The following is a 25,896-nucleotide window of genomic DNA, read 5'->3' on the forward strand; positions in this document are numbered from 1 at the left end:
AGGAATCTTGGCCGTACACGCCGTACACAACGTCTCGTTCGCCCGGGGACTTCGCCTGCACCGCCTGTTCCGGCACGAGGACGGGCGCCTGCTCGTCGTGCCGCTCGACCACTCCGTGGCGGACGGCCCGCTGGTCCGCGGCGACCTGAATCCGCTGCTCGGCGAGCTGGCCGGCACCGGCGTCGACGCCGTCGTCCTGCACAAGGGGCGGCTTCGGCACATCGACCACCGCTGGTTCGGCGACATGGCGTTGATCGTTCATCTGAGTGCGAGCACCAGGCACGCCTCGGACCCCGACGCGAAGTACCTGGTCGGGTATGTCGAGGAGGCGCTGCGCTTGGGCGCCGACGCGGTCAGCGTGCACGTCAACGTGGGATCCCGTGCGGAGGCCCGGCAGATCGCGGACCTCGCGGTCGTCGCGGGGGAGTGCGACCGCTGGAACATGCCGCTGCTGGCCATGATGTACGTCCGTGGACCGAGGATCGGCGACTCGCGGGCACCCGAGCTGGTGGCGCACGCCGCGTCGCTGGCGGCCGATCTCGGAGCCGACATCGTGAAGACGGACTACGCCGGCACCCCCGAGCGGATGGCAGACGTGGTCAGGACCTGCCCGATCCCCGTCATCGTGGCCGGCGGGTCGCGGCTGGCCGAGCCCGAAGCCGTCCTGGCCTATGTGTCCGACGCGCTGCGCGGCGGCGTGGCCGGAGTGGCCATGGGGCGGAACGTCTTCCAGGCCGACCAACCCGGCCGGATGGCGGCCGCCGTCGCCCGTCTGGTCCATGAAGCGCCGCGCGTTCCGGAGGGGAACGGCGCGGAGAACCACCTCATCCTCGCCCCCTGAGAATCCATCGGCCTTCCCTGGAGGAGACAACCGTGAAGCTGTGCTGGCTGGACATCCGTGACCTCGGCGGAGCCAAGGAAGCCATCATCGAGGAGGCCGTCCACCAGCGGGTGGACGCCATCGTCGCCGCCGACCCCGCCGACCTGCAGACCCTTCCCCCGACCGTGAGGAAGGTGCTCTTCCTGCTCGGTCGGCCGCTGCCGGAGAAGCTGACGCCCGCCGACCTGGTCATCGTCGATCCGGTCGCGCACGGAGAGCCCGCCGAGCTGGCGGCGCGGTTCCCCGACGTGGAGTTCGGCCGGTACGTCGAGATCGTGGACGCGGACACCCTTGAGGACGCCTGCCGCGCGGCCCGTTACGACAGGTGGAGCCTGCTGTACTTCCGTGACCCCACCAAGATCCCGCTGGAGATCGTGCTGGCCGCCGCCGCAGGCGCGACCGGCGGCATCGTCACCCAGGTGGCCGACGTCGAGGAGGCGGAGATCGTCTTCGGTGTGCTGGAGCACGGTTCCGACGGCGTGATGCTCGCGCCGCGGGTCGTGGGCGACGCCACCGAGCTGAAGGCCGCCGCGGTCAGTGAGACCGCTGACCTGTCCCTGGTGGAGTTGGAGGTCACCGGGATCCGTCGGGTGGGGATGGGCGAGCGCGTCTGCGTCGACACCTGCACGAACCTCCGCCTGGACGAGGGCATCCTGGTCGGCTCGCACTCCCAGGGCATGATCCTCTGCTGTAGCGAAACCCACCCGCTGCCGTACATGCCGACCCGGCCGTTCCGGGTCAACGCCGGCGCCCTGCACTCCTACACGCTGTCGGCCAACGGCCGCACCAACTACCTCAGCGAGCTGCACTCCGGCGGCAAGGTACTCGCCGTCGACGCGTCGGGCCGCGCGCGGGTGGTCGCCGTCGGCCGGGCGAAGATCGAGACGCGGCCGCTGCTCGCGATCGACGCGGTCGCGCCCTCGGGCGTGCCGGTCAACCTCATCGTGCAGGACGACTGGCACGTGCGGCTGCTCGGCCCCGGCGGGACCGTGCTCAACGTCACCGAGCTCGAACCGGGCACCAAGGTCCTGGGATACCTGCCGGTCGAGCAGCGGCACGTCGGCTATCCCATCGACGAGTTCTGCATCGAGAAGTAATCCGCAGGCGGAGCGGTACGCGCGGGCGGTCCTGTCATCGGGGCCGCCCGTCCCGCTCTCGGCGACACGACCGGCTGAGGGAGCACGCGCCCCTCGGCCTCTTCGAAGGAGGAGCACCTCAATGTCCGATCGCACCCAGATCGTGGTCATCGGCGGAACGTCGGGGATCGGGCGGCACTTCGCCCGGACGTTCGCGGACCGGGGCGACGACGTCGTCGTCACGGGCCGGGACGCGGCGCGGACCAAGGCCGTCGCCGACGAGATCGGAGGACGGACCCGCGGTCTCGCACTGGACCTGTCCGACCCGGACGCGATCGGCGGCGCACTGGAGGACGTGGAACACGTCGACTGGCTGGTCCTGTCGGCCCTGGACCGAGACCACAACACGGTCCGCGACTACCGCCCGGCGGACGCGGTACGCCTGCTCACCGTCAAGTTGGTCGGCTACACCGAGGTCCTGCACCGTCTCGCCCCGAAGATGACCGGCGAGAGCGCGGCGGTCCTGATCGGGGGTCTGGCCAGCCACCGGCCCTATCCGGGTTCGACCACCGTCACGACCGCGAACGGCGGCGTCAGCGCGCTGGTCCGGACGCTGGCCCTGGAACTCGCCCCCATCCGGATCAGCGCCCTGCACCCGAGTATCGTCGCCGACACCCCGTTCTGGAGTGACAAGCCCGCCGCCCGTGACGCGGCGGAGAAACGCGCGCTCACCGGGCGCCCGGTGACCATGCGGGACTGTACGGAGGCGATCGAGTTCCTGCTGCGGAACCGCGCCGTCAACGGGGTCAACCTCAACATCGACGGCGGAGAGGTGCTCATGTGACGTCGGTCGTGACCCGCCACGGCCCCCAACGGCCGGTCGCGCCCTGCCCGTGCTCCCGCTGCGCGCGAGCGTAGCGGGAGAGGTCCCGGGCCGAGAACAGGGCCATGCCCGCGGTGAAGCCCCTCACCGGTACCGGGAGCCGGGTCCAGTAGGCGAGTCGACCGTCCACGTGGAACTCCACGTGCGACGTTTCGGCCCGGTAGCTGATGGCGTAGCCGTGCTCGTGCCCCGGCTCGGTGGGTACGTCCAGGACCACCCGGTGGAGGTAATGGTCGGCTGGGCGGGTCACGCCGGGGAGCACCAGGCGTTCGACGACCGCGTAGACGGTGTCGTTGGTCGCGGCGGCGTTGAGGACGACGCCGGTCTCCAGGTCGAAGAGGTTGACCGTGCCGAAGGCGTCGAGCAGGTTGTAGGGGATCTGCTCGTAGGTCCGCACCGCCATGTCGACTTCGAACGTGAGCAGGCCCGCGTCCGGCACCGCGAAACGGTGCACGGACCGGTACATCTGTTTGGCGTTGTTCTGCCTCGGGTCCGTGTCGTGGAACCGGGTGAACGGGTTGACGGTCAACTCGAGGCTTCCGTTCCCGGTACGCACGCGCGCGTTGCGGTCCCGGTACTGATGCGTCTCGCCGTCAGCTCCCGCGATCGACATGATCCTCCAGCGGGCGGGATCGATCTCGCCGCCCGTGAAGTCGTCGTAGGTCCAGGGGCTGGTCTGTAGTGCCGACCTCATGGAGCCACCATCAACGCTGCCGGGAACCCTGCGAATCGCACGTTCACGCGATTCGGTTCCGCGGGGTCACGCCATTTCCCCATGCACGCCGGATATCCCGTGAATGGGTGAGGCCCCCGCGTGCCGCGGTAATCGAGACTGTCGACGTACTGACCTGATTGTCGGATAGGGGAGGTGTCATGGGGCACATGGACTCGGCAGTGGCCGACGACCGTTATGTGGCGGAGTACGAGAGCGCCCGGTTCCAGGCCTTGCGACGGAGATCGAATGCCTTCATCGCGGGGGCGAGCATCGTCTTCTACGGGTGGTGGTTCGTCGGCATCGCGCTCGCGGCCTTCGCGCCCGGTGTCTTCCGCACGGAGCTCGGCGGGCCGTTCAACGTGGGCCTGCTGTTCCTGCTCCTGTCGTTCGTCCTGGTCGTGGCGGTCACCGTGGCCTACCTGAGGTTCGCCAGCAGCAGGCTCGACCCGGCCAGTGAGCAGATCCGGGTGGAACTGGAAGGGGGCACTCGATGATCGTCGCGCTCGCGGCCCCGCCGCCGCCTCCGGTGGACAACACGTGGGCGGCGCCCACGATCGCGACGGGGATCGTACTCGTTCTCGCGGTCGTGGCGTTCGGTCTCGTCATCTCCTCGCGCAGCGCCGTGCGCGACCGGGACGACTTCCTCCTCGCCGGCCAGAAGCTCGGTGTCGGTCAGAACGCCCTCGCACACGTCGCCGGCGGTCTCATGTACTCGACCGTGATCATCATCACCGGTCACGTGGCGCTGAACGGCTTCGACGCCGTCCTCCTGCTCACGGCGTTCGTGATGTCCACGGTGCTCGCGGTGCTGATCTACGCGTCGCCGATGCGCAACGTGGGAGGCCACACGATCGGCGACCTGTTCGCGTTGCGCGCCGACGAGCGTCAGGCGCGGATCGCGTCGGCGGTCATCACCCTGTTGATCTACACCATGTTCATGATCATCGCGATCGCGTCGGTGGGCTTCGTCGCCAGCCGCATGTTCACCACCAGCTCCACGGTGAACGTGCCGGTCGTGGTGACCGTGGTCCTGATCGTCGGCCTGGCGGCCATCGGCATGGTGTACCTGGGCGGCATGCCGGGCATCACGCGCGTGCTCGTGCTCAAGGTGGGCCTGATGATCGCCTTCATCGCCGTCCTGACCATCGCGATCCTGGCGAAGTACAAGCTGAACATCGCCGATCTGCTCACCGACGCCGAAGCGAAAGCGGTCCCGAACCCGCGTGGGGAACTGCTGGAGACCGGCCGCCTGTTCGGTGACGGCGCCACCGTCAACTCGGGGCAGGACCCGTGGGTGCACCTGTCGAAGGCGTTCTCCATCGCGGTCGGGTCCATCGGGATGCCGTTCCTCTTCATGCGCTTCTACATGGCGCGGAACGGACGTGCCGCGCGTCAGACGGCCGGCTGGGCCGCGCTGCTCACCGTCGGGTTCTGGGCCTGCATGATCATCGTGGGTATCGGCGCCGTCGCGATCCTCGGCAGGGACGCCATCGGCCAGATCGCGGCCCACCGCGACATCACCCTGCCCAAGATCGCGGACGAGCTCGGCGGCGCATGGGCCGCCGGCGCACTCGGCGCGATCGCCCTCCTGTCGGTCGGCGCCATCTTCGCAGTCCTGCTGCTCAACGCGGTGCTGTCCTTCACCCAGGACATCCGTGCGGCGCGTGGCCGGCCGGAGGACCCGGCCGCGGAGCTGAAGGACATCCGGCGCTACGTGCTCATCATCGGATTCGGCTCCCTCATCGTGGGGATGGCGATGATGACCCAGCTCACGCACATCTTCATCCCGACATCGATCGACATCGGAGGTGCCTGCATCCTGCCCGCGGTCGTCTACTCGCTGTTCTGGCGGCGCTTCAACACCAGAGGGCTCATGTGGACGATCTACGGCGGGCTCGGCGTGACCCTCTTCATGGTCGTGTTCTCGAACGGTGTGTCGGGTGACCCCACCGCCATCTTCCCGGACGCCGACTTCAAGTTCGTCGACTTCGAACCCGGTCTGCTCGGCACTCCGCTCGGCTTCCTGTTCGGCTATCTCGGCAGCGTCACCAGTGGTGAGCGCAACGACGCTGCCTTCGCCCAGATGCAGGTGCGCGCGCTCACCGGCGCGGCCGTTCCGTCGGGGAAGGGCACGGTCGCCCGGGACGCGGACGGCGATTTCGACAGGGCTCCCAGCGAAGCGCGCTGAGCAGCGCTCAAGGTGAACGATCGTGACCGTGTGGGGCGGCCGAGCCGCCCCACACCCCCTTGGGAGGGGCAACGTGGAGGCAGTTCTCGTCGTGGGCGCGGGCCCGGTCGGTATGGTCACGGCGCTGGCGCTCGCCGGCCACGGCATCCGCAGCGTGCTCGTCGACCAGGGTTCTGAGACGTCGGTCCATCCGAAACTGGACTACGTCAACGCCCGGAGCATGGAGTTCTTCCGGCGGTTGGGCGTCGCCGACGACGTCCGCGCAGCCGGTGTCGGCCCGGAGCACCGGGCTGACGTGATCTGGTCGACGGGCCTGGCCGGCGAGCCGGTCACCGTCTGGGACCTTCCCTCGGTGGCGGAGGAACGGCGGCGCATCGTCGAGCGGAACGACGGAACCCAGCCGGCCGTGCCCGGCCAGCGAATCTCCCAGATCGAGCTGGAACCGGTCCTGCGGGCCCACTGCCGGAACGAACCGCTCATCGATCTGCGATGCGGCCTTCGGTTGGAGTCCCTCACCCAGGACGACGACACGGTGACCAGCCACCTGGTGGAGGTGATGACCGACGACCGGGTCGCGCTCCGCTCCCGGTACGTGATCGGCTGCGACGGCGCGTCGAGCCGGGTCCGTGCGGCCGTGGGCATCGGCGAGGAGGGATTCGATGTTGCCGGGCTGCCGGGCGCCTTCATGATCCATTTCAGGAGTCGCGACCTGGCGGGCCTGCACCGGCACGGGCGGTTCTGGCACTACTTCGCCTTTCGGTACGTCATCATCGCCCAGGACGAGGTGGACACCTGGACGGTGCACGTCAACGGCACGGATCCGGCCGAGTTCGACACTCCGCCGACGGACCCGGCGGCATTCCTGCGGGAGACGGTGGCCGCCGACATCAAGATCGACAAGGTGTTGCTGACCTCGCGCTGGCGGCCCGGATTCATGATCGCGGAACGTTACCGCTCCGGCCGGGTCCTCCTCGCCGGAGACGCCGCGCACCGGATGTTCCCGACCGGGGCGTACGGGATGAACACGGGAATCGGCGACGCGATCGACGCGGCCTGGAAGGTGGCCGCGCTCGTCCGGGGCTTCGGCGGGACCGGTCTCCTCGACAGTTACGACGCCGAACGCCGTCCGGTGGGCCTGCGCAACACGCACACCTCCCACCGGCATCTCAACGTGCACCTTGAGGCCGGAAGGCTGCTCCGCGACGGCGCGCCACCGGAAGCCGTCGCCTCGTTCCTCGACGCCAGGCGAGGCGAGAACGAGTATCGAGGGATCGAACTGGGTTACCGCTACGGCGACTCACCCGTCATCTGCCGGGAGGACTCCCCCGAACCGTCGTGGTCTCCCCGGAGATACACGCCGACCACGTGGCCGGGGAGCCGCCCGCCCAGCCTGCTCCTGCGAGACGGCAGGCAGATGTACGACGGTTTCGGCCCGTTCTTCACGCTTGTCGACTTCGTCGGCGACGGCAGCGCGGCCCCGCTCCTGGACGAGGCGGCGGCTCAGGGGCTGCCCGTGCACCACACCGTGGTAGATGACTCCCATGCCCGGGAGCTGTGGGAGCGGGACCTCGTGCTACTCAGGCCGGACCAGCATGTCGCCTGGCGCGGAAACGAGCCCCCTTCGGATCCCGCCGCGGTGGTACGACGGGTGCGCGGTGTGGGCGACCAGCGATGACGGGAGCACGGATGCAGTCACCCGACCTCACACGGCTCGGCCCATGGAACGAGAGGCCGGCCGCACAGCAGCCGGACTGGGCGGACCACCCCGCCTACCGGGAAGCCTGCCGAACTCTGGCGTCGGCCCCTCCGCTGGCGACGGGCGTGGAGATCCGGCACCTGCGCGGCGCGCTGTCGAACCTGAACGCGACGGGCGGCCTTCTGCTCCAGGCGGGAGACTGCGCGGAGAGCCTGTACGAGTGCGCTCCTCGGCACACCGCCGAGAAACTGCGGGTCCTCAACGCGTTGGGAGACCGGTTGAGCGAACTGACCGGCCGGGAGGTCGTCCGTGTCGGCCGGATGGGAGGGCAGTTCGCCAAACCCAGATCCCAGCCCGTCGAACGGTTCGGCGGCCTGGACATTCCGTCCTTCCGGGGCCACCTGGTCAACTCCGAGATCGCCACAGAGGGCACACGGGAGGCCGATCCGCGGCGTATGCCCTGGGCGTACCGCGCCAGCGAGCGCGTGCATCTGGCGATCCGGGAGAGCCGTCGGGCCGACGGCGCCGCGGCGTCGGGGAAAGGACCCTGGTCGAGCCATGAGGCGCTGGTCATCGACTACGAGTCCCGGCTGCTCCGCGCCGACCCGGACACCGGGAACCTGTACCTGTCCTCGACGCACCTGCCCTGGGTGGGAGAGCGGACCCGACGGCCAGGCGACGCGCATGTCGCGCTGCTGTCCGCCATCACCAACCCGGTGGGCTGCAAGATCGGGCCCGCCGCTGATCCCGACGACGTCCGGCGTGTGTGCGAGGCGCTCGATCCGCGGCGAGAGCCGGGCCGCCTGGTCCTGATCCCGCGGTTGGGCCGGGACGAGGTCGTGGAGGAACTGCCGCGCCTCGTCCGCCTCGTGGCCGACGCGGGGCATCCGGTGATCTGGCTGTGCGACCCGATGCACGGCAACACGGTGAGATCACGGCTCGGCCTGAAGACGCGGCGACTCGCCGACGTGATCATTGAGGCGCTGCGGTTCCGCGACATCCTCGAACGGCACCGGCAGCATGCCGCCGGGATCCACCTGGAGGTCGCGGCGGACGACGTGACCGAGTGCGTCGGCGGACCCGTGGGAGAGGAGGATCTGCCCCGCCACTACACCACCCTGTGCGATCCACGGCTCAATGCCGAGCAGGCCACCGAGCTCATCGAGGCATGGGCCAAGGGAACATCGCCTGGTCCGTGAGGCGGCGGCCCCCGGCGGCGGAGTTCTCCGCCCGGGGCCGCCGCTTGGGTCAGGGCTTCACCAGACCCGTCTGATAGGCGATCACGACGAGCTGGGCGCGATCACGGGCGCCCAGCTTTCCCATCGCACGACTGACATGGGTGCGCGCGGTGGCGGGGCTGAGGAGGAGTTCGGTGCCGATCTCGTCGTTGCTCAGGCCCTGACCCACCAGTGCCAGCACCTCGCGCTCGCGTTGTGTCAGGACCGCCAGCCGGTCCTCGTTGGTCCTGACGGTCGTACGCGCCGCGGTGAACTGGGCTATGAGACGGCGGGTGATCCGCGGCGCGATCAGGGCCTCCCCGGCGGCGATGACCCGGATGGCGTGCAGGAGCTCGGACGGGCCCGCGTCCTTGAGGAGGAATCCGGACGCTCCGGCCTCCAGCGCCGCGAAGACGTACGCGTCGGTCTCGTAGGTGGTCAGGATCAGCACGCGGACCTGGTTCAGGCCGACGGTCCTGGCGATCTCGCCGGTCGCCTCGATACCGTCCATCTTCGGCATCCGGATGTCCATCAGCACGACGTCCGGCCGAGTGGTGCGGACCTGCTCCACGGCCTCGGCCCCGGTCGTCGCCTCGCCGACCACCTCGATGTCGTCCTCGACGTCGAGCAGGAGCTTGAACCCGGAACGCACCAGCCACTCGTCGTCGGCGAGCACCACCTTGATCGGCGCCTTGCCTGGCGGCCTCTCCGGCATGTCCATCAGCGTGCCGTTCCCGTCGGCGCCATGGGCAGCCGCGCCTTGACCTCGAATCCGCCACTGGGCAGGGCCGCCGCGGCCAGTTCACCGCCGAGCAACTGGCAGCGTTCACGCATGCCGAGGATGCCGCGGCCGGAGTGATCGTCCTTCGCTGCGGCCGCCGTCGCAGCGGACGAACCGGCTTCGTTGGTCACCCGGACCTCCAGGGTGTCGATCCCGTAGTCCAGCGCCACCTGCACCCGGGTGGGCCCGACGTGACGGATCACGTTGGTGATCGACTCCTGCAGGATGCGGTAGGCCGCGCTGCTCACCGCGCTGGGTGGCGGTGTGGGCGGCGACGTCATCTCGAGGTCTATGTCCAGGCCGGCGTCACGGGCTTTGGCCGTGAGCTCGTCGAGCTGTCCCAGCCCGGGATGCGGTGCCCGGTCCTCGTCGACGTCCCGCAGCACCCCGAGAATGGCCCGCATCTCCCTCAGCGCCTGTGAGCTCATCTTCTCGATGGTCCTGAGGGTCTCGCGTGCCTGTTCCGGGCGCTTCTCGAGGACGTGGGCCGTCACCCCGGCCTGGACGTTGATGATGGCGATGGCGTGCGCGACGGTGTCGTGGACCTCCCGCGCGATCCTCAGTCTCTCCGCGTCGACACGGGCACGAGCCTCCTCCTCACGGGTGCGCTCGGCCAACTCCGCCCGCTCGACGGCCCGCACCGCGATCACCCGCCGAGAACGGACGGACTCGCCCAGCGCGGCGCTCATGATGCTCGCCCCGATCCGGAAGAAGATCCAACCCATCGCGGCGCGGGGTTCGATGTCGGCCGCGGAGACCAGCCAGCAGGCGGCCAGGACCGTGATGGCGACGCCCGCGATGGCGAGCGACCGTCGGCCGTCGCCCATCGCGGTCAGGGTGAAGAGGGCGACGAAGAGGCTGAGCCAGCCGGGACCGTCGGGGAAGTCGAGGCCGTAGTACGTCACGCTGGCGAGTGCGGTCACGACGAGTACCGTGACCGGACTGCGATGGCGCAACGCCAGGACGGCTCCGCTGACGATCAGCAGGACGTAGCCGAGATACCCGAAATCGGAGAGCGGGCGGAGCACCGTGCCAGGTTCCGCCGCCACCCGGCTGAGGGTCCCCTCGACCTGCATGGCGGTGATGAAGAGAGCGAGAGCCAGATCCTGCGCCCACGCGGAAAGTCGGAATGACGCGATTCGGTCCTGCATGGCGCAATCATAAGGACCGGAACGATGCCCGGACTCCCTTCAAAGGCGTCGACTTCTACGACGGAGAGCGCGGTCGGGCCGCGCCGGAGTACGTCGAAACGCGTAGACGCCGCCGTTCCCCGGCGGACGATCAGCCGAGAACATCCACGTGATGATGGCCTTCGTGAAAGGACCGCCGGAGACGGCCGTGCACGAGACCTCTCCAGTCCGACAGACCAGAAGGAGCACCCCCATGCGCAAAGTCTTCGCCGGCCTGGCGGCGTTGTTGATGCTCGTCATCGTTCTGCAGTTCTTTCTGGCGGCGAGCGGTGCCTTTGACAGCGCGCCCAACGAGGAGGCGTTCCGGCCCCACCGCGCTCTCGGATACATGAGCGTCCTCCTCGCCCTGGTACTGACGGTTGTCGCGGCGGCGATCAGGCTGCCCGGCAGGATCGTCGGCCGGTGCGGCGCGCTCGTGGGGTTGGCGATCCTCCAGCCGGTGATCGCGGTCATCGCCAGGGGACTCGGGGACTCGGACACCTCCACCACGGCCGGGCAACTCGTGTTCGGGCTGCACGCGGTCAACGGACTGATGATCATGGCCGTGAACCGTACCGTGCTGCAGGAGGCGCGCGTGCTGGCCGGCCCGGCCTCGGCCACCGGTGCCGGAGCGGGTGACGGTGCTCCCCGGCCGGGATCCGCACCGGCGTCATGACCACGTTCGTATGGATCGTCCTGGACCATGCGGTGGCGTTGGTGTGCGTCGCCGCATGGTTCGCGGCCGGTGCCGCAGCGGCTCTCCAGCGCCACCGGCTGCTGTACGGCGTGCTCATCGGGGCGGTCCTGGTGACCGTCGCGCGGGCGTTCACCGTGGTGGTGCTGTGGGGCCGTGGGTGGTGGTTCGTCCAGGAGAAGGTGTTCCTGGTGCTTCCCCTGCTCTACGCCGCGGGGCTGGCCGCGACGCTCGTCGCCGGGCCCGCGTTGTCGGTCGCGCGGCGGACGCCCGGCCGGACGCTGCCAGCGAAGGCCGCCATCTCGCTGTTCACCGCCGGCTACGCGGCCCTGGTCGGCCTGGTAGTGACCTTCTCGGCCGGGTATCCCCTGCGCTCGGGCACCGTGCTGATAGCGGTCTCGTCCGTCTGCGCGGCGGCCCTCCTGACAGGGCGTGTGCTCTCACCGTCCGCCGCGGAGAGCGGCGCGGCCGCACCGTCAGGACTCGCTCGCCGGGGGTTCGTCGGCGCGGCGGTGACCCTCACGGGTGGCATCGGGATCGGCCTGCTTTTCCGGAGCCCCGAGCGCGTGGTCACAGGCGGTGGACCGGCACGGGCCACGGGAGGCGCGAAGGACGTCTCGGTGGCGGACCTGCGCGGGCCGCGAGCCCCGGCCACGGGTGGCATCACCCGGCGGTACACACTGACGGCGAAGACCGCCACGGTGCGGCTCCCGTCCGGCGGGGAACTCGACGCCCGGACATACGACGGTACGCTACCCGGTCCCGCGATCAGGGCGACGGAAGGCGATCTGGTCGAGGTGTCCCTGCGCAACACCGACATCGAGGACGGCGTCACGCTGCACTGGCACGGCTACGACGTCCCCTGCGGCGAGGACGGCGCGCCGGGCGCCACCCAGCACGCGGTGCGACCGGGGGGCGAGTTCGTCTACCGATTCCGTTGCGACCAGGTGGGAACGTACTGGTACCACACTCATCAGTCGTCTCATCCGGGCGTCCGCAAGGGACTCTACGGAACGCTCGTGGTGCGTCCGCGCGAGGCCACCGAAGAAGGGGTGGACCTGGTACTACCCGTGCACACCTTCGACGGTGCCGTGCTGATCGGGGACCAGGACGGGCGCGCCGTCCACCCGGCCCGTCCGGGTACGTCGGTGCGGCTCCGACTGATCAACACCGACTCCGATCCGCGTTGGTTCACGCTGTGCGGCACACCCTTCCGGGTGACGGCCGTCGACGGCCGTGATCTCAACCGGCCGGGGGAGGTGCGTGAGGTCGGGTTGCGCCTGCCCGCGGGCGGACGGTACGACGTGGTCTTCCAGATGCCGGACACATCCGTGGCCCTTCTGCTCGACCACGACACCGAACACGGCGTCCTGCTACGTCCGACCGGACGCACCGCGGAGGACCCCGCGGTTCCGGACACCGCGGCCTGGCCGGAACTCGACCTGCTGCACTACGGAGAACCCGCGGCCAGGCCGTTCGATCCCGTCGCCGCGGACCGGCGTTTCACCCTCGTTCTGGATCGGTCGGTGGCCATGGTCGACGGACGCCCGGCCTACGCCCAGACCGTCAACGGGCGAGGGCACCCGTCGGTCCCGGACCAGCTGGTAGCCGAGGGCGACCTGGTCCGGTTCACCGTGGTCAACCGGAGCCTTGAGACACACCCCTGGCATCTGCACGGACATCCGGTGCTGGTCCTCTCCAGGGACGGCACGCCCGCCTCCGGCAGCCCCCTGTGGGTGGACACGTTCGACGTGAGGCCCGGGCAGATCTGGGAGGTGGCGTTCCGGGCCGACAATCCGGGGATCTGGATGAACCACTGCCACAATCTTCCCCACCAGGAGCAGGGCATGATGCTCCGCCTCGTTTACGAGGGCGTCAGCACTCCCTTCGGCGGTAGCGGCCATACCCACTGACCCACCCGAGGAGGGCGGACGACACCTGATCCTGGACGGCACTCACTGAAGATCGAAGCCACGGCACGGTTAGGCCGGAGATCTGCTTAGGAGAAGAGATCATGATCAAGATCGTCGTAGCCGATGACGAAGCCATACTCAGGGAGACCCTCGCGAGGCTTTTTGAACTGAGGGGGGACATCGAGGTCGTCGCCGAGACGGGACGGGGGGAGGATGTCCTGGCGCTGGTGGAGGACCACCAGGCCGACCTGGCCGTTCTCGACGTCCACATGCCGGGGATGAGCGGGATAGAGGCGGCCGAAGAACTCAGCCGGGAGCGTCCGGGCTTCCCGATCGTCATCCTCACCTGCGACGCCAGGCCCGGTGACGTGCGGCGGGCGATCAAAGCCGGGGTGCGCGGGCTGCTGACCAAGGAGACCTCGATCGCCGAACTGGCCCTGGTGATCGGCAAGGTGCACGCGGGGGACCGGCACTTCACCCCCGAACTGATCGCCGAGATGCTGATCTCCGGGGACAACCCGCTGACCGCTCGGGAGACGCAGATCCTGAAGGCGGCTCGGGACGGGCGTTCGGCGAAGGTCATCGCCTCGCAGCTGCGCGTGAGTCCGGGTACCGTGCGCAACCACATCCACTCGGCCATCACCAAGCTTGAGGCGGAGAACAGGATCGGCGCCGTCCAAGCGGCCGCGCGCGCCGGCTGGATCTGAACCGGAACAGCCGGATCCGACCGGAACGGAGAGCCCGATCCCGCCGACCGTGTCCGCGGTGCTCATCGGATCGTGCCCCTATCCGGGTTCGGATCACTCCGGGGGCGCGGTGGCGGAGGCGGCGCGGTGTGCGCGGCGGTGGGCGAGGGCACCGGTGCTCGCGGCGATCAGCCCGATCGCGATGGCGACGAAGGCGCCTCCTCGTCCGTTGCCGGTGGCGACGTCGCCGCTGGACGTCGCCAGGTGGAGTCCGGCGAGGGCGATCCCTGCCAGGCCGACGGCCGCGCCCGCGATTCCGCTCCTGGTCCTGGCCAGGGCCCGTCCGGCCATGGCGACGCCGACGAACGCGACGACCGCGGCGAGGATCGCACCGGCCCTCGCGTTGCCCGTGCCCAGGTCACTCGCCAGGATCAGGACTTCAGAGTTCATCTTGTTCTCCTCGCGGTTCGGATGCACTCGAAGCATGTCCTCCCGGCACGTCATCTGTCGTCCTCCGAACGCAGGCACTTCGCGCTGCCGCGGTGACCGCACCCGGAGTACTTCGAACGTGGCAGACCGCGCCCGGAGTACCGCGCATGCAGCAGAATTCATCAAACTGATTTGATGTATCTTGGAGTCATGGCGTCACCACCTCAAGCCGTGCCGGAGTTCGTGCGCCTGGCCGCGCACCCGCTTCGTTGGCGCCTGCTGACCGGACTCGCAGGCGGCGACCTGAGAGTCCGTGAACTCATGGCGCTCACCGAAGAGCCCCAGAGCCTGGTCTCCTATCACCTGCGGCTGCTCCGCCAGGGCGGCCTCGTCTCCGCGCGCCGCAGCAGTTTCGACGCCCGGGACAGCTACTACAGCCTGGATCTGGACGGCTGCGCCGACGCCCTCGCCGATGTCGGCGCCGCCCTGCATCCGGCACTGCGCCGTGAGATCCGGCCGGTGGGCCGGACCGACCTCAAGGTGCTGTTCGTGTGCACTGGCAACAGCGCCCGCTCCCCGATCGCCGAAGCCCTGCTCCGCCACCACACCGCCGGCCGTCTCACGGTGACCAGCGCTGGCAGCCTGCCCAAACCCCAGATCCATCCCGACGCGGTCCGCGTCCTGCGTGAGCGTGGCATCGACATCACCGCCCAACGGCCCCGGCACCTCGACACCCTGCGCGACCGCCACTTCGACTACGTGATCTCCCTGTGCGACAAGGCGCGCGAGATCTGTCCCGAGTTCGGCGACGACGCCCACCGCATCCACTGGAGCATTCCCGACCCCGCCCGAGAGGATCACCCCGAGCGGGCGTTCGACCGGGCGGCCACGAACATCGACACGCGCATCCGCTACCTGCTGCCCGTTCTCGCAGAGGAGAGACACCCATGACCCACGCCAACGTCCGCTACGTCGTCGACGACGTCCAGGCGGGCATCGACTTCTACACCACCCACCTGGGGTTCGCTCTCAACCTCAACGCGGCCCCGGCCTTCGCCGACGTCACCCGCGGCCCTCTGCGGCTCCTGCTGTCGGGTCCCACGAGCTCCGGAGCCCGAGCCACCCCCGCGGACACCGACACCCCGGGCCGCAACCGCATCCACCTGGTCGTTGACGATCTGGAAGGCGAGATCGCCCGGTTGAAGGGCGCAGGCGTCGTTTTCCGCAGCGAGTTGGTGAAGGGACCGGGCGGCAGCCAGATCCTCCTCGCGGACCCCGCCGGCAACCTGGTCGAACTCTTCCAGGCAGGCACCCCGGCCTGAGGAGCGGAAGGCTTCCCGTCAGAGGTAGAGGCCGGTGCCGTGTTCGGGGCGTTCGTTGGCTATGGCGTGGAGGTCGCGTTCGCGCATGACCAGGTACTTGACACCCTGGAGGTCTACTTCGAGTTGGTCGTCCGGGTGGAAGAGGACGCGGTCGCCCGTCTTGACGGTGCGGACGTGGTGGCCGGTGCCGCAGACCTCGCCCCAGGCCAGGAGGTTGGAGCTGTCGGCCGTCGCGGGGATGACGATGCCGCTGCTGCTCGTGCGCTCGGACTCGCGGTCGGCCTTGATCATGACGCGGTCGTGCAGCATCTGGACTTCGAACTTCGGGTCGGGCACGCGACGATTCTATCGAGGCGGCGGGGTGCGGGGGCTTGTCCTGACTTTCCCGGCCGCACCCTCCGTCCCACCCGTCCCCGTGATGGCCGGACGCCGCACAGGCGGGCGTCCGGCCGGGCGGAGGCTAGTCGTAGCTGCGGGCGGTCCGGCTGGACAGCTTCCCCGCGAGGTTCTTGGGGACGAGCTTGCTGAGGCCGACGATCGCCTTGTAGCGGACGTCGGGCACGCTCACGGCACGGCCACGGCGCAGGTCGGCCAGCGCCGTGTTGACGACGGCGTCGGCGTCGAGCCACAGCGCGGCGGGCACCCCGGTGACGTCCATGTTGGCGCGCTCGTGGAACTCGGTGCGGACGAGCCCCGGGCACAGGGCGAGCGCGTTCACGTTGGGCTCGCGGATCTCCTGGGCGAGGGCCTCGGTGAAGCTCACCACCCACGCCTTGGACGCGCCGTAGGTGCCGCGCACAAGGAAGGCAGCCACGGAGGCGACGTTGATGATGCCGCCCTTACCGCGTTCCCGCATGCCGGGAAGCGCGGCGTAGGTGAGCCGCAGGACGGCCTCACAGTGGACCTTGAGCATGCGGAGCTCGTCCTCGACGGGCACGTTCAGGAACGTTCCCTGGTTGCCGAAGCCCGCGTTGTTGACAAGGAGGTCGACGCCCTCACGCAGGCGCTCCTCCACGCGGGAGATCCCCTCGTCGGTGGCCAGGTCGGCCTGGATCACCTCGGTCTTGATCCCGAAGCGGGAGGCGAGGTCGTCGGCGGAGGCGGTCAGCCGTTCGTTGTCGCGGGCGACGAGGACGAGGTCGAGTCCGTCCCGGGCCAGACGCCGCGCGAAGGCCGCGCCGATGCCCGCGGTCGCGCCGGTGATGAGTGCGGTAGGCATGTGGCTCACCTTAGGCGCTGCGCGGCCGGATCGTAGGCGCGGCTGCCGTGATGTGGAAGTGCGCCGGATCCGGACGGCGGGTCGCCCTGCGGTAGGCGAAGGTGAACCCCGGCCAGTTGTTGACGTTGCGGCCGTCGGGGGTGAGGTACCAACTGCTGCACCCGCTGCTCCACACCGACGTCCGCAGCCGCCGCTGCACCTCCGCGACGGACGCGTCCTGGACGTCGCGCCGCACCTCCAGCGTCTTGCCTGTGCGCAGGCACGCAAGGACGTAAGCGAACTGGCTTTCCAGCATGTAGATGATGCTGTTGTGGCCCAGATTCGTGTTGGGCCCGTACAGCAGGTAGAGGTTCGGGAAGCCGTGCACGGTCATGCCGAGGTGCGCCTCCGCCCCGTCCCGCCACACGTCGTTCAGGGCGGTGCCGTCGCGGCCGGTGACGCGCAGCGGCGTGAGGAAGTCGTTCGCCTGGAACCCGGTGCCGAAGATGAGCGTGTCGGTCTCGCGGAACGTGCCGTCGCCGGTGACGACCCCGTTCTGTCGTACCTCTTTGATGGGATCGGTGACGACGGTCACGTTGGGCCGCTGGAGCGAGGGGAGGTAGTCGTCCGAGATGAGCACGCGCTTGCACCCGAGCGGGTGGTCGGGGGTGAGTGCGCGGCGCAGGTCCGGGTCGGGGACGTCGCGGCGCAGCCGCCGCAGCGCCGCGCGTTCGGTGAGCCCGAGCAGCCAGCGCCAGGAGACGAACCCGAGCGCGCGTGATTCGAGCAGCGTGTAGATGAGTCCGCGGTGGAGGTCCTGCAGGAACGGAAGGGAGGCGAAGAGGCGGTGTTCGAGCGGCCCGTAGGCGCGGTCGGCCTTCTTGATGATCCAGGGGGCCGAGCGCTGGTAGACGTCAAGGCGCGCGGCCCGCCGCGCCACCTCGGGGACGAACTGGATGGCGCTGGCGCCCGTGCCGACGACGGCGACGCGGCGTCCGGTGAGGTCGTGGCCGTGGTCCCAGCGGGCCGAGTGGAACACCTTCCCCTCGAAGGTGTCCAGGCCCGGCAGGTCGGGGATCGCGGGGCGGCTGAGCTGGCCGCACGCCGACACGAGCACGTCGGCGCGCAACTCGCCCGCGGACGTGCTGAGCAGCCACCGTCCGCCGGTCCAGCGCGCCTGGGTGACCTCGGTGTTCAGCCGTGGCTCGATCCCGTGCGCGGCGGCGCATCCGCGCAGGTAGGCGAGGATCTCGTGCTGCCCGGAGAAGCGGCGCGGCCAGTCCGGCCTGCGGTGGAACGAGAAGGAGTACAGGTGCGACGGGACGTCGCAGGCGGCCCCGGGATAGGTGTTGTCGCGCCACGTCCCGCCGAGGTCGGCGGCCTTCTCCAGCACCGCGACCGGGCCGATGCCCGCCTGCTTCAGCCGGACCGCCAGCCCGATGCCGCCGAACCCCGCGCCGATGATCGCCACCCGTACGTCGTCCATGCCCCGCATCCTGACGGCGGGCGGCTGCCGCGTCCAGACCCGAACCCGACTCGGCCTCGGGTGGGGTCAGGTGTCGGGATACTCCGGTTTGACCATGACCCGCAGGGCGTTCGGCAACAGCGTGACCGTCGCCGGGGTGCCCGGATGCAACTCGCCGTCCAGGTCCACGCCCATCGGCGGATCGGTGACGATCCGCACCTGCCCCGCGGTCAGGAACGGCGGCTCGGTGATGGTGCGGAACCGGCCCGTGAGCACCAGCCGGGCCGTGGCCGACAGCAGCCTGACCCGGCCCGCCTCGCCCAGCGGGTAGAGCGCGAGCAGCCTGTCGTCAGGGCTCGCGTCATAGGCGATGGGACGGCCGCTGTGGTGGCTGCCGTTGGCGATGTTCAACTGGTGCGTGCGCAGCGTGTGCGCCTCGCCGTCGACGGTGAGCGTCGCGGTGAACGCCCGGTGCCGGGCCAGCCGCGCCAGCGCGGTCAGCGGGTAGGCGGCCCGGCCGACGTACCGCTTGAGCAGATGCGGCACCGTCTCGGCGACCTGCACCGAAAGCCCCATGCTCAGCATGTTCGCGAAGATCTCCGGCGGGGTGCCGTCGTCCCGGGTCAGCTCGGCCAGATCGACGTCCGCGACCTTGCCGCGCGCGATCACCTCGACCGCGCCGCGCAGCCCGAGCGGCAGCAGCAGGCCGCGCGCGAAGTTGTTGGTGGTGCCCAGTGGCAGCAGGCCGAGCGCGATGTCCCGGTGCGCCAGATGCCGGACCGCCTCCTTCAGCGTGCCGTCGCCGCCGCCCACCACAACAAGATCGGGCTCCAGCTCCAGCGCCTCGTCGAACGCCTCGGGCAGCTTCTCCGGATCCGTCACCGGATACAGGCCGACGAACCCGATACCCGCCCCGATCAGCAGCCGCAGCGCCTCGGCGTACTTGAGGCGGCCCCGGCGCGAGCGGGAGTTCACGATCAGCACGGCCTTGCCACCGGCCCTGATCGAGGCGCCGAGTTCGGCCTTGCTGCGCATCGCGACACTCCGTTCGACCGAGCGGTTCGTAACAATCGGCTTTACGCCGTCGATTGCGCACGCTGTGACGCCGATGACCTTCATCTTATAAATCTTTGTCAGAGGGTGCGAACAGGCGTTCTGCCGGGAACAACATCGTTACCCCGACGAGAGAATCCCCTGTGAGGCGTCTATGCGGAGGTCTGCCTGGCAAGTCATCGGAGCGTTCACCCTGGTCTCGGCCGTCGGCAGGACGGTCGCGACCATCGCACCCGGAGGGCCCGCCAGGGCCCGGGTGCCCTCGGCCGACGACGGCGCCCGTGTCGTCGCCGAACGCAGGAAAGGGCGTGTCCTCGATCTCACCGTCCGCTCGCCCGCCTTGGGCGACGACAGGCACGTCCGGCTGCTGCTGCCGCCCGGCTGGGCGCGTGACGCACGGCGCACCTGGCCCGCGCTGTGGCTGCTGCACGGCCCCGGCGGCGATCACACGAGCTGGACCGAGCACTCCGACGTGCTCGCGCTGACCGCCGGCGACGACATGATCGTCGTGCTGCCCGAGGGCGGCGCGTGCGCCGCCTACACCGACCCGTGGCGGCCCCGGCGCGGCGGCCCGCCCCGCTGGGAGACGTTCCACGTCACCGAACTCCTGCAGATCCTGGAGCGCGGCTACCGGGCGGGCCCGGCCCGTGCCGTCGCCGGGTGCTCCCAGGGTGGGCGCGGCGCGCTGGCGTACGCGGCGCGGCACCGTGGCGCGTTCCGCGCGGTCGCCGCGTTCAGTCCGCCGCTCGACACGCTGTACCGGTCGGCGTCCGGGCTCGACGCGCTCGACCTCCTGGAGCTGACGGCGGCCGTCGCGCGCGTCGACTGGTCCGGGTACTGGGGCGATCCGGAGGCGCAGCGCGGCGTGTGGCGGCGGCACAACCCGTTCGACATGGTCACCCCGCTCACCGGGGTCCGGCTGCACCTGACGTCCGGCACGGGCGTGCCGGGCCCGCTCGACCCGCTCCCGCACGGCGCACCCGACCCCGTCGAGGCCCTCGTACACACCATGACCACCCTGTACGCCGCAAAACTCCAGGCACTAGGCGTCCCCGCGACCACCCGCTTCCACCCGGGCACCCACTCCTGGCCCTACTGGTCCCGAGAGTTCGCACTAGCCCTGCCGGGCCTACGCAAGGCCCTCTCCCCCCCACCCGAAAGCTCCTCCCGCGCCGCCTAAGCCCCCCGTCAACCGGCCCGCAGGACCGGCAGCCCCTGCAAGCCCCGGCACCATGCGCCATCGCGAGACGGCACGAGCGTCAACCGGGCTGCGGGAGCGGCAGCCCCGGCAAGTCCTGGCATCCATGCGCCATCGCGAGACGGCACGGGCGTCAACCGGGCTGGGGGAGAGGCCGCGCCGGGCAGGTTCCGGCAGTCAGGTGCCGTCGTGAGGTGGCACGGGTGTCAACCGGGCTGGGGGAGAGGTCGGGCCGGGCAGGTTCCGGCAGTCAGGTGCCGTCGTGAGGCGGCACGGGCGTTAGCCGGGCTGGGGGAGGGGCAGTCCTTGCAAGGCGGCGGCCAGGAGGTCGGGGAAGGCGTTTGGGGTGCAGGCGAACGTTGGGATGTCTAGGGCGGCGAGTTCCTCGGCGGTGCGGTGGTCGTGTGCGGGCGCGCCGTCGTCGGACAGGGCCAGCAGCACCAGCACCCGGACGCCCGACCTGACCAAGGTGGCGGCTCGGCCCAGCATCTCCTCTCGGTCGCCGCCCTCGAACAGGTCGCTGACCAGCAGCAGGACCGTGCGTTCCGGGCGGGTGATCAGGCCCTGGCAGTACGCCAGGGCGCGGTTGATGTCGGTGCCGCCGCCCAGCTGGGTGCCGAACAGCACCTCCACCGGATCGTGCAGCCGGTCGGTGAGATCGACGACAGCCGTGTCGAACACCACCATCGAGGTGCGCAGTGTGGGCAGCGACGCCAGCACCGCCCCGAACAGGCCCGCGTACACTACCGACGAGGCCATGGAGCCGCTCTGGTCCACGCACAGGACCACCTCGTGGTGGACGGCGCGCTGCCTGCGGCCGTGCCCGACGAGGCGCTCGGGGACGAGCGTGCGCCGCTCCGGCAGATAGTGGCGCAGGTTCGCGCGGATCGTCCGGTCCCAGTCGATGTCGGCGGGGCGGGGGCGCGAGGTGCGGGCCGCCCTGTCCAGCGCCCCCCGCACCGCCGTGCGGGTGCGCTGCGCCAGCCGCCGCTCCAGCTCGGCGACGACCGTGCGCACCACCGCGCGCGCCGACTCCCGCGCCTTCTCCGGCAGCACCTTCGCCAGCGACAGCAGCGTCCCCACGAGCCTGACGTCGGGCTCGACCGCGTCCAGCAGCTCCGGCTCCAGCAGCAGCCGGGTCAGATCCAGCCGCTCGATCGCGTCGCGCTGCAGCACCCTGACGACGGGCGCCGGGAAGTACTCCCGGATGTCGCCGAGCCACCGCGCCACCTGCGGCGCCGAAGCCCCGAGCCCACCCCTGCGACCACCTTTTACTCCGCTCCCATACAGCGCCTCCAATGCCTCATCGACCCGTCCGTCCCGCCCGTCGAGCGCCGCTCCCGTGCCGTCCGCCGCCTCCGGCCCCAACACCAACCGCCACCTTCGTTGTCTTTCCCGCTCACCGTCCGGCACGCCTTCCCCCCGCGCCACATCATCCTCACCGAGCGCGGTCAGCCCCTTCTCGTCGGTGTTCGCGGGATCCGCGGCGATCGCGGACGGATCGGGCTGAGCGGGCGTCATCGGGGCTCCTTCGGCGCGATGCCGGACGGGGCGAGCAGGGAGAGGACCGTCGCGACGGCGGGGGCGGCTCGGGCGAGGTCAAGGTCGTCGTCGGAGGCGGGCGCGGTGGCGGGGCGGCGGGCGCGGGTCGCGAGGGCGCGGCGCTCGGGGGCGGCGAAGCGGGCGAAGGTGCGGCGGAGCAGCGGAAGGGCGGCTTCGAAGGACGACGGGGGAAGGGCGCCCAGCCAGGAGTCGAGCAGGGAGAGGAGGGCGTCGTCGTGGATGAGGATCAGGGCGCTGTCGGAAAGGAAGCCCTCGATCCAGGCGGCGGCGCGCTCGGGAGGGGTGCCGACGGAGACGGTCCGGGACATCCGCGCCGGTAGGTCGGTGACGCGTCCGGCGTCCAGGAGAAGCCGGGTAAGGCGGCCCGCCAAGAGGCCGTGGAGAGAAGGCGAGTCGGCGAGGGCGGACAGGGAGGCGAGCCAGCGGTCGGTGTGCTCGGGCACGTCGAGCAGGGCGAGGGTCTCGTGCACGGTGTCCACGAGGGCGAGGAGCGCGCGGGCGGCGTCGTCGTCCAGCGTGGAGGCGGCGCCGGGGAGGCCCAGGCAGATCCTGACGACCAGCCCGTCCACCACGGCGCGCAGCGGCGCCACGGGGGTGCCGCGGACGTCCCCGTAGCGCAGGGAGCGCGCCAGCGGGGGCAGCGCGGCCATGAGGCGGGTGGTGTCGCGGTCGGCGGCGGCCCGGTCGGCCAGCGCCCGCATGACGACGGGGAGCGCGGCGGGCAGGTCGGCGAGCAGGCAGCGTTCGGCCAGCGCCGTCAGCTCCGGGAGGTCCGGCGGCTTCGTGGCGGTGGCGGCCGCGACGACGCGGGCCCGCGCGGCCTCCTCGACCGTCGTGCCCCACGCGCCCGCCTCGATCAGCCTGACGTCGAACTCCGGATGCCACAGGAGGGTCCACGTCTCCTTGAACGTGCCCTTGCCGCGCTCGGCTCCCGCCGGGCTGCCCCACTCGACGTCGAGGACGCGCAGGCGGTGCAGGAGCCTACTGCGGTCCAGATCGAGCGGTTTGCGGAGATCGAGCGTGTGGTCCTTCTTCTCCGCCGCGGGTTTGAGCCGCAGCCGCCGCTGCGCGGCCCGCAGGTCGTGCTGGAGCGGCACCATCGGGGTGGACTCCGGCACCGCCCCCATCCGCTCGCCCACCACGAGCCTGCGCTGGACCAGGGCGACGGGGAGGTCGGCGCCCTCGCACAGCACCGCGCGCGTCGCCTCGGTGAGCTCGTCGAGGCCGGGCAGCGGACGGCCGCGCAGGACGGCGAGGGCCTCGGCGAGCCGCACCGCCTCGATCACATGCCCGGACGACACCGGAACGCCCTCCTCGCGCAGCACCCGCGCGGTCGCGGTGAGCCAGCGCTCCACCGGACGGTCGGGCGCCGTGAACAGGTGGTCGTACCAGCCGGGCGAGGCGACGCCCGCGCCGTAGCCGGACGCGCGGGTGAGCCGCCCGTACGTCCACGGCACCCACGTCACCGCGACCTTCACCTTCGGCAGCCCGCGCAGCACCGCCGCGTCGCTACTGGCCGGAACCTTCTCCCGCAACGCGGGCACATGCCACGCCCCGCACACCACCGCCACCCGCTCGTACCCTTCCCGCACCGCCTTACGGATCGCCTGGCGCATCCACGCCTCCCTGCGCTCCTCCCGCCCCGACGCCGCGTATCCCTCCCGCAACGCCCCCATCGCCTCCGCCACCGCCGCGAACGGATCCTCCTCCCCTCGCATCTCGATGACGTCGTCCCACCACCTCTCCGCGTCCTCGTAACCCGCCGCCCTCGCCAGCACCCCCAACGGATCCCCCAGAACCCCCTCCATGCCGCCCTCTCCGCTCCCCGCACTCCCCACCCAACCGCCCTGCACACCACTCCCACCCACGCCCGGCGCACCACGCCCACCCACGCCGTGCGCACCATTCCCACCCACGCCCGGCGCACCACTCCCTCTCACGCCGTGCGCACCACTCCCTCTCACGCCCGGCGCACCACTCCCTCTCACGCCCGGCGCACCACTCTCACCCACGCCCGGCGCACCACTCCCTCTCACGCCGTGCGCACCACTCCCTCTCACGCCCGGCGCACCACTCTCACCCACGCCCGGCGCACCACTCCCTCTCACGCCCTGCGCACCACTCCCACCCACGCCGTGCGCACCACTCTCACCCACGCCCGGCCTGCCGCGCTGCGCGCGTGCCGGTTCGGCGCTCTCGGAAGAGCTGGCGTCGTCTCCGGTGGCGGCCGCGCGTGTCGCGGCGTCTGACGCACGGCGCGTGCTGGTTCCGTCGGCGTCTTCCTCGGTGGTGGTCGTTTGTGGCGCGGTGTCCGGTGGGTTCGGGGCGAGGGTGTGGGCGGCGGGGAGGTCGATGAAGCGGGCGGGGACGCCGGAGGCGAGGGCGTGGCGGAGGGCCGTCCATTCGGGGCTGAAGGCGGCGAAGGGCCAGAAGGCGGCGGGGCCCGGGGTGTCGGGGGTGTGCGCGAGCAGCGCGATGGGCGGGACGAGCGCGGGGTCGGCGGCCAGCGGCAGCAGCGGATCGGCCTCGGGCGGGCCCTCGATGAGCACGATGTCGGGCCGCCGCGCGGCGAGGGCGCGCGCCAGGGCGCGGGCCGAGCCGGGGCCGTGGTGCCTGATGCCGTAGACCTCGACGGACAAGAAGACTCCCGGAGGAAGGTGGGGAAGCGGTCGGGAGGGCGGTTAGTTCAGGCGGACACCTCCCGGCAGGCCCGGTAGAAGTCCCCCCAGTCGGGCCGCTCTCTGACGACGGTCTCCAGGTACTCCTGCCAGATGACGCGATCCGACACCGGATCCTGCACGACCGCGCCATGGATGCCTCCGGCGACGTCCGCGGGATGCAGGACTCCGTCACCGAAGTGGGTGGCGAGCGCGATCCCGCCGGTGATCACCGAGATCGCCTCGGCGGTGCTCAGCGTGCCGCTCGGGGTCTTGACCTTGGTGCGGCCGTCCTCGGTGAGGCCCGCGCGCAGTTCCCGGAACACGGTGACGACCCTGCGGATCTCGGCGAGGCCCGTCGTCGGCTCCGGCAGCTCCAGCGCCCTGCCGAGCTGGGCGACCCGCTGGGAGACGATCTCCACCTCGTCGTCGGCGGAGGCGGGCACCGGCAGCACCACGGTGTTGAACCTGCGGCGCAGCGCGCTGGACAGCTCGTTGACGCCCCTGTCCCGGTCGTTGGCGGTGGCGATCACGGTGAAGCCGCGCACCGCCTGCACCTCGGTGTTCAGCTCCGGCACCGGGAGTGTCTTCTCCGACAGGACGGTGATGAGCGCGTCCTGGACGTCCGACGGCACCCTGGTGAGCTCCTCGACCCGGGCGACGGCGCCGCGCCGCATGGCGCGCATCACAGGGCTCTCCACGAGGGCTTGGGGGGACGGGCCCTCGGCGAGCAGCCGCGCGTAGTTCCAGCCGTAGCGGACGGCCTCCTCGGGGGTGCCCGCGGTGCCCTGGACGAGCAGCGTGGAGTCCCCGCTGATCGCGGCGGCGAGGTGCTCCGACACCCATGTCTTGGCGGTGCCGGGCACGCCGAGCAGCAGCAGCGCCCTGTCCGTCGCCAGGGTGGCGACCGCCACCTCGATGAGCCTGCGCGGCCCGATGTACTTGGGCGTGATGACGGTGCCGTCGGACAGCTCGCCGCCCAGCAGGTACTCCGTGACGGCCCAGGGCGACAGTTTCCAGCCCGGCGGACGCGGCCTGTCGTCAAGCTCGGCGAGCCGCCCGAGTTCGGCGGCGTACTCCTGTTCCGCGTGGGGCCGCAGTACCTCGCCCATG

General features: G+C 70.8%; 24 protein-coding genes. 13 read left to right on the forward strand and 11 right to left on the reverse strand.

Going from position 1 to position 25,896, the window contains the following annotated elements; all coding sequences use genetic code 11:
• Positions 1-7: 7 nt before the first annotated feature.
• The 3 genes from LO762_RS05500 to LO762_RS05510 all read left to right on the forward strand — a co-directional run bounded on the left by LO762_RS05500 (position 8) and on the right by LO762_RS05510 (position 2,800).
• Complete coding sequence (locus LO762_RS05500) at positions 8-841, forward strand: 2-amino-3,7-dideoxy-D-threo-hept-6-ulosonate synthase (protein WP_230613102.1); 834 nt, start codon at positions 8-10, stop codon at positions 839-841.
• Positions 842-873: 32 nt separating this feature from the next.
• The gene (locus LO762_RS05505) at positions 874-1,977 is read left to right on the forward strand and encodes a 3-dehydroquinate synthase II (protein WP_308103390.1); all 1,104 of its coding nucleotides are present in this window, start codon (positions 874-876) and stop codon (positions 1,975-1,977) included.
• A gap of 121 nt (positions 1,978-2,098) precedes the next feature.
• A complete protein-coding gene (locus LO762_RS05510) occupies positions 2,099-2,800 on the forward strand; it encodes an SDR family NAD(P)-dependent oxidoreductase (RefSeq protein WP_230613103.1) in 702 nt (233 codons plus the stop codon).
• Here the strand turns inward: LO762_RS05510 and LO762_RS05515 are convergent.
• A complete protein-coding gene (locus tag LO762_RS05515; RefSeq protein WP_230613104.1) occupies positions 2,793-3,533 on the reverse strand; it encodes a DUF6081 family protein in 741 nt (246 codons plus the stop codon). The two genes, LO762_RS05510 and LO762_RS05515, sit on opposite strands and share 8 nt — an antisense overlap.
• 188 nt (positions 3,534-3,721) lie before the next feature.
• Here LO762_RS05515 and LO762_RS05520 point away from each other — a divergent pair, with 188 nt between their 5' ends.
• From LO762_RS05520 to LO762_RS05535, 4 genes are all read left to right on the forward strand, one after another.
• Complete coding sequence (locus LO762_RS05520; RefSeq protein WP_230613105.1) at positions 3,722-4,048, forward strand: DUF485 domain-containing protein; 327 nt, start codon at positions 3,722-3,724, stop codon at positions 4,046-4,048.
• The gene (locus LO762_RS05525; protein WP_230613106.1) at positions 4,045-5,742 is read left to right on the forward strand and encodes a hypothetical protein; all 1,698 of its coding nucleotides are present in this window, start codon (positions 4,045-4,047) and stop codon (positions 5,740-5,742) included. The genes LO762_RS05520 and LO762_RS05525 overlap by 4 nt, the downstream gene beginning before the upstream one ends.
• A 73-nt stretch (positions 5,743-5,815) precedes the next feature.
• Positions 5,816-7,417: an FAD-dependent monooxygenase gene (locus tag LO762_RS05530; RefSeq protein WP_230613107.1), complete on the forward strand. Its 1,602-nt coding sequence runs from the start codon at positions 5,816-5,818 to the stop codon at positions 7,415-7,417.
• A gap of 11 nt (positions 7,418-7,428) precedes the next feature.
• The gene (locus LO762_RS05535) at positions 7,429-8,637 is read left to right on the forward strand and encodes a 3-deoxy-7-phosphoheptulonate synthase (protein WP_230613108.1); all 1,209 of its coding nucleotides are present in this window, start codon (positions 7,429-7,431) and stop codon (positions 8,635-8,637) included.
• 49 nt (positions 8,638-8,686) lie between these two features.
• Here the strand turns inward: LO762_RS05535 and LO762_RS05540 are convergent, their stop codons facing one another.
• Both LO762_RS05540 and LO762_RS05545 read right to left on the reverse strand, forming a co-directional pair.
• Positions 8,687-9,370 carry a response regulator transcription factor gene (locus LO762_RS05540; RefSeq protein WP_230613109.1) on the reverse strand — a complete coding sequence of 228 codons (684 nt, stop codon included), beginning with the start codon at positions 9,368-9,370 and terminating at the stop codon, positions 8,687-8,689.
• A 5-nt stretch (positions 9,371-9,375) separates the two neighbouring features.
• Positions 9,376-10,587 (reverse strand): sensor histidine kinase, encoded by a 1,212-nt coding sequence (locus LO762_RS05545; RefSeq protein WP_230613110.1) that lies wholly within the window; start codon positions 10,585-10,587, stop codon positions 9,376-9,378.
• Positions 10,588-10,819: 232 nt separating this feature from the next.
• Here LO762_RS05545 and LO762_RS05550 point away from each other — a divergent pair, with 232 nt between their 5' ends.
• The 3 genes from LO762_RS05550 to LO762_RS05560 all read left to right on the forward strand — a co-directional run bounded on the left by LO762_RS05550 (position 10,820) and on the right by LO762_RS05560 (position 13,919).
• Entirely contained in the window at positions 10,820-11,281 is a 462-nt protein-coding gene (locus LO762_RS05550) for a DUF6220 domain-containing protein (protein ID WP_230613111.1), read from the forward strand.
• Positions 11,278-13,212 (forward strand): multicopper oxidase family protein, encoded by a 1,935-nt coding sequence (locus tag LO762_RS05555; RefSeq protein ID WP_230613112.1) that lies wholly within the window; start codon positions 11,278-11,280, stop codon positions 13,210-13,212. The genes LO762_RS05550 and LO762_RS05555 overlap by 4 nt, the downstream gene beginning before the upstream one ends.
• A gap of 101 nt (positions 13,213-13,313) precedes the next feature.
• Positions 13,314-13,919, forward strand: coding sequence for a response regulator transcription factor (locus LO762_RS05560; RefSeq protein WP_230613113.1), 606 nt, complete (start codon positions 13,314-13,316; stop codon positions 13,917-13,919).
• 93 nt (positions 13,920-14,012) lie between these two features.
• Here the strand turns inward: LO762_RS05560 and LO762_RS05565 are convergent, their stop codons facing one another.
• The gene (locus tag LO762_RS05565) at positions 14,013-14,348 is read right to left on the reverse strand and encodes a DUF6223 family protein (protein ID WP_230613114.1); all 336 of its coding nucleotides are present in this window, start codon (positions 14,346-14,348) and stop codon (positions 14,013-14,015) included.
• A 189-nt stretch (positions 14,349-14,537) separates the two neighbouring features.
• On the opposite strand from LO762_RS05565, the gene LO762_RS05570 reads away from it, so the two are divergent.
• Both LO762_RS05570 and LO762_RS05575 read left to right on the forward strand, forming a co-directional pair.
• Positions 14,538-15,278: an ArsR family transcriptional regulator gene (locus LO762_RS05570; RefSeq protein ID WP_230613115.1), complete on the forward strand. Its 741-nt coding sequence runs from the start codon at positions 14,538-14,540 to the stop codon at positions 15,276-15,278.
• Positions 15,275-15,649, forward strand: a complete 375-nt coding sequence (locus LO762_RS05575) for a VOC family protein (RefSeq protein ID WP_230613116.1) — start codon at positions 15,275-15,277, stop codon at positions 15,647-15,649. The genes LO762_RS05570 and LO762_RS05575 overlap by 4 nt, the downstream gene beginning before the upstream one ends.
• A gap of 18 nt (positions 15,650-15,667) precedes the next feature.
• Here the strand turns inward: LO762_RS05575 and LO762_RS05580 are convergent, their stop codons facing one another.
• From LO762_RS05580 to LO762_RS05595, 4 genes are all read right to left on the reverse strand, one after another.
• A complete protein-coding gene (locus tag LO762_RS05580; protein WP_230613117.1) occupies positions 15,668-15,985 on the reverse strand; it encodes a co-chaperone GroES in 318 nt (105 codons plus the stop codon).
• A 124-nt stretch (positions 15,986-16,109) separates the two neighbouring features.
• Entirely contained in the window at positions 16,110-16,868 is a 759-nt protein-coding gene (locus tag LO762_RS05585) for an SDR family oxidoreductase (RefSeq protein WP_230613118.1), read from the reverse strand.
• Between the two features lie 10 nt (positions 16,869-16,878).
• Entirely contained in the window at positions 16,879-18,333 is a 1,455-nt protein-coding gene (locus LO762_RS05590) for an NAD(P)/FAD-dependent oxidoreductase (RefSeq protein WP_230613119.1), read from the reverse strand.
• Positions 18,334-18,399: 66 nt separating this feature from the next.
• Positions 18,400-19,347, reverse strand: coding sequence for a diacylglycerol kinase family protein (locus LO762_RS05595; protein WP_230613120.1), 948 nt, complete (start codon positions 19,345-19,347; stop codon positions 18,400-18,402).
• A 172-nt stretch (positions 19,348-19,519) separates the two neighbouring features.
• Between LO762_RS05595 and LO762_RS05600 the strand changes: the two genes are divergently transcribed.
• Positions 19,520-20,545 (forward strand): alpha/beta hydrolase family protein, encoded by a 1,026-nt coding sequence (locus LO762_RS05600; RefSeq protein ID WP_230613121.1) that lies wholly within the window; start codon positions 19,520-19,522, stop codon positions 20,543-20,545.
• A gap of 297 nt (positions 20,546-20,842) precedes the next feature.
• On the opposite strand, the gene LO762_RS05605 is transcribed toward LO762_RS05600, so the two are convergent.
• The 3 genes from LO762_RS05605 to LO762_RS05615 are packed head-to-tail and all read right to left on the reverse strand — an operon-like array spanning position 20,843 to position 25,895.
• A complete protein-coding gene (locus LO762_RS05605; protein ID WP_255684940.1) occupies positions 20,843-22,084 on the reverse strand; it encodes a VWA domain-containing protein in 1,242 nt (413 codons plus the stop codon).
• Positions 22,081-24,765: a DUF5682 family protein gene (locus LO762_RS05610; RefSeq protein ID WP_230613122.1), complete on the reverse strand. Its 2,685-nt coding sequence runs from the start codon at positions 24,763-24,765 to the stop codon at positions 22,081-22,083. Before LO762_RS05610 ends, LO762_RS05605 begins: the two co-directional genes overlap by 4 nt.
• A gap of 47 nt (positions 24,766-24,812) precedes the next feature.
• Positions 24,813-25,895, reverse strand: a complete 1,083-nt coding sequence (locus tag LO762_RS05615) for an AAA family ATPase (protein ID WP_230613123.1) — start codon at positions 25,893-25,895, stop codon at positions 24,813-24,815.
• Position 25,896: the final 1 nt, after the last annotated feature.

This window comes from Actinocorallia sp. API 0066 (assembly GCF_020991275.1).
GTDB lineage: Bacteria > Actinomycetota > Actinomycetes > Streptosporangiales > Streptosporangiaceae > Actinocorallia.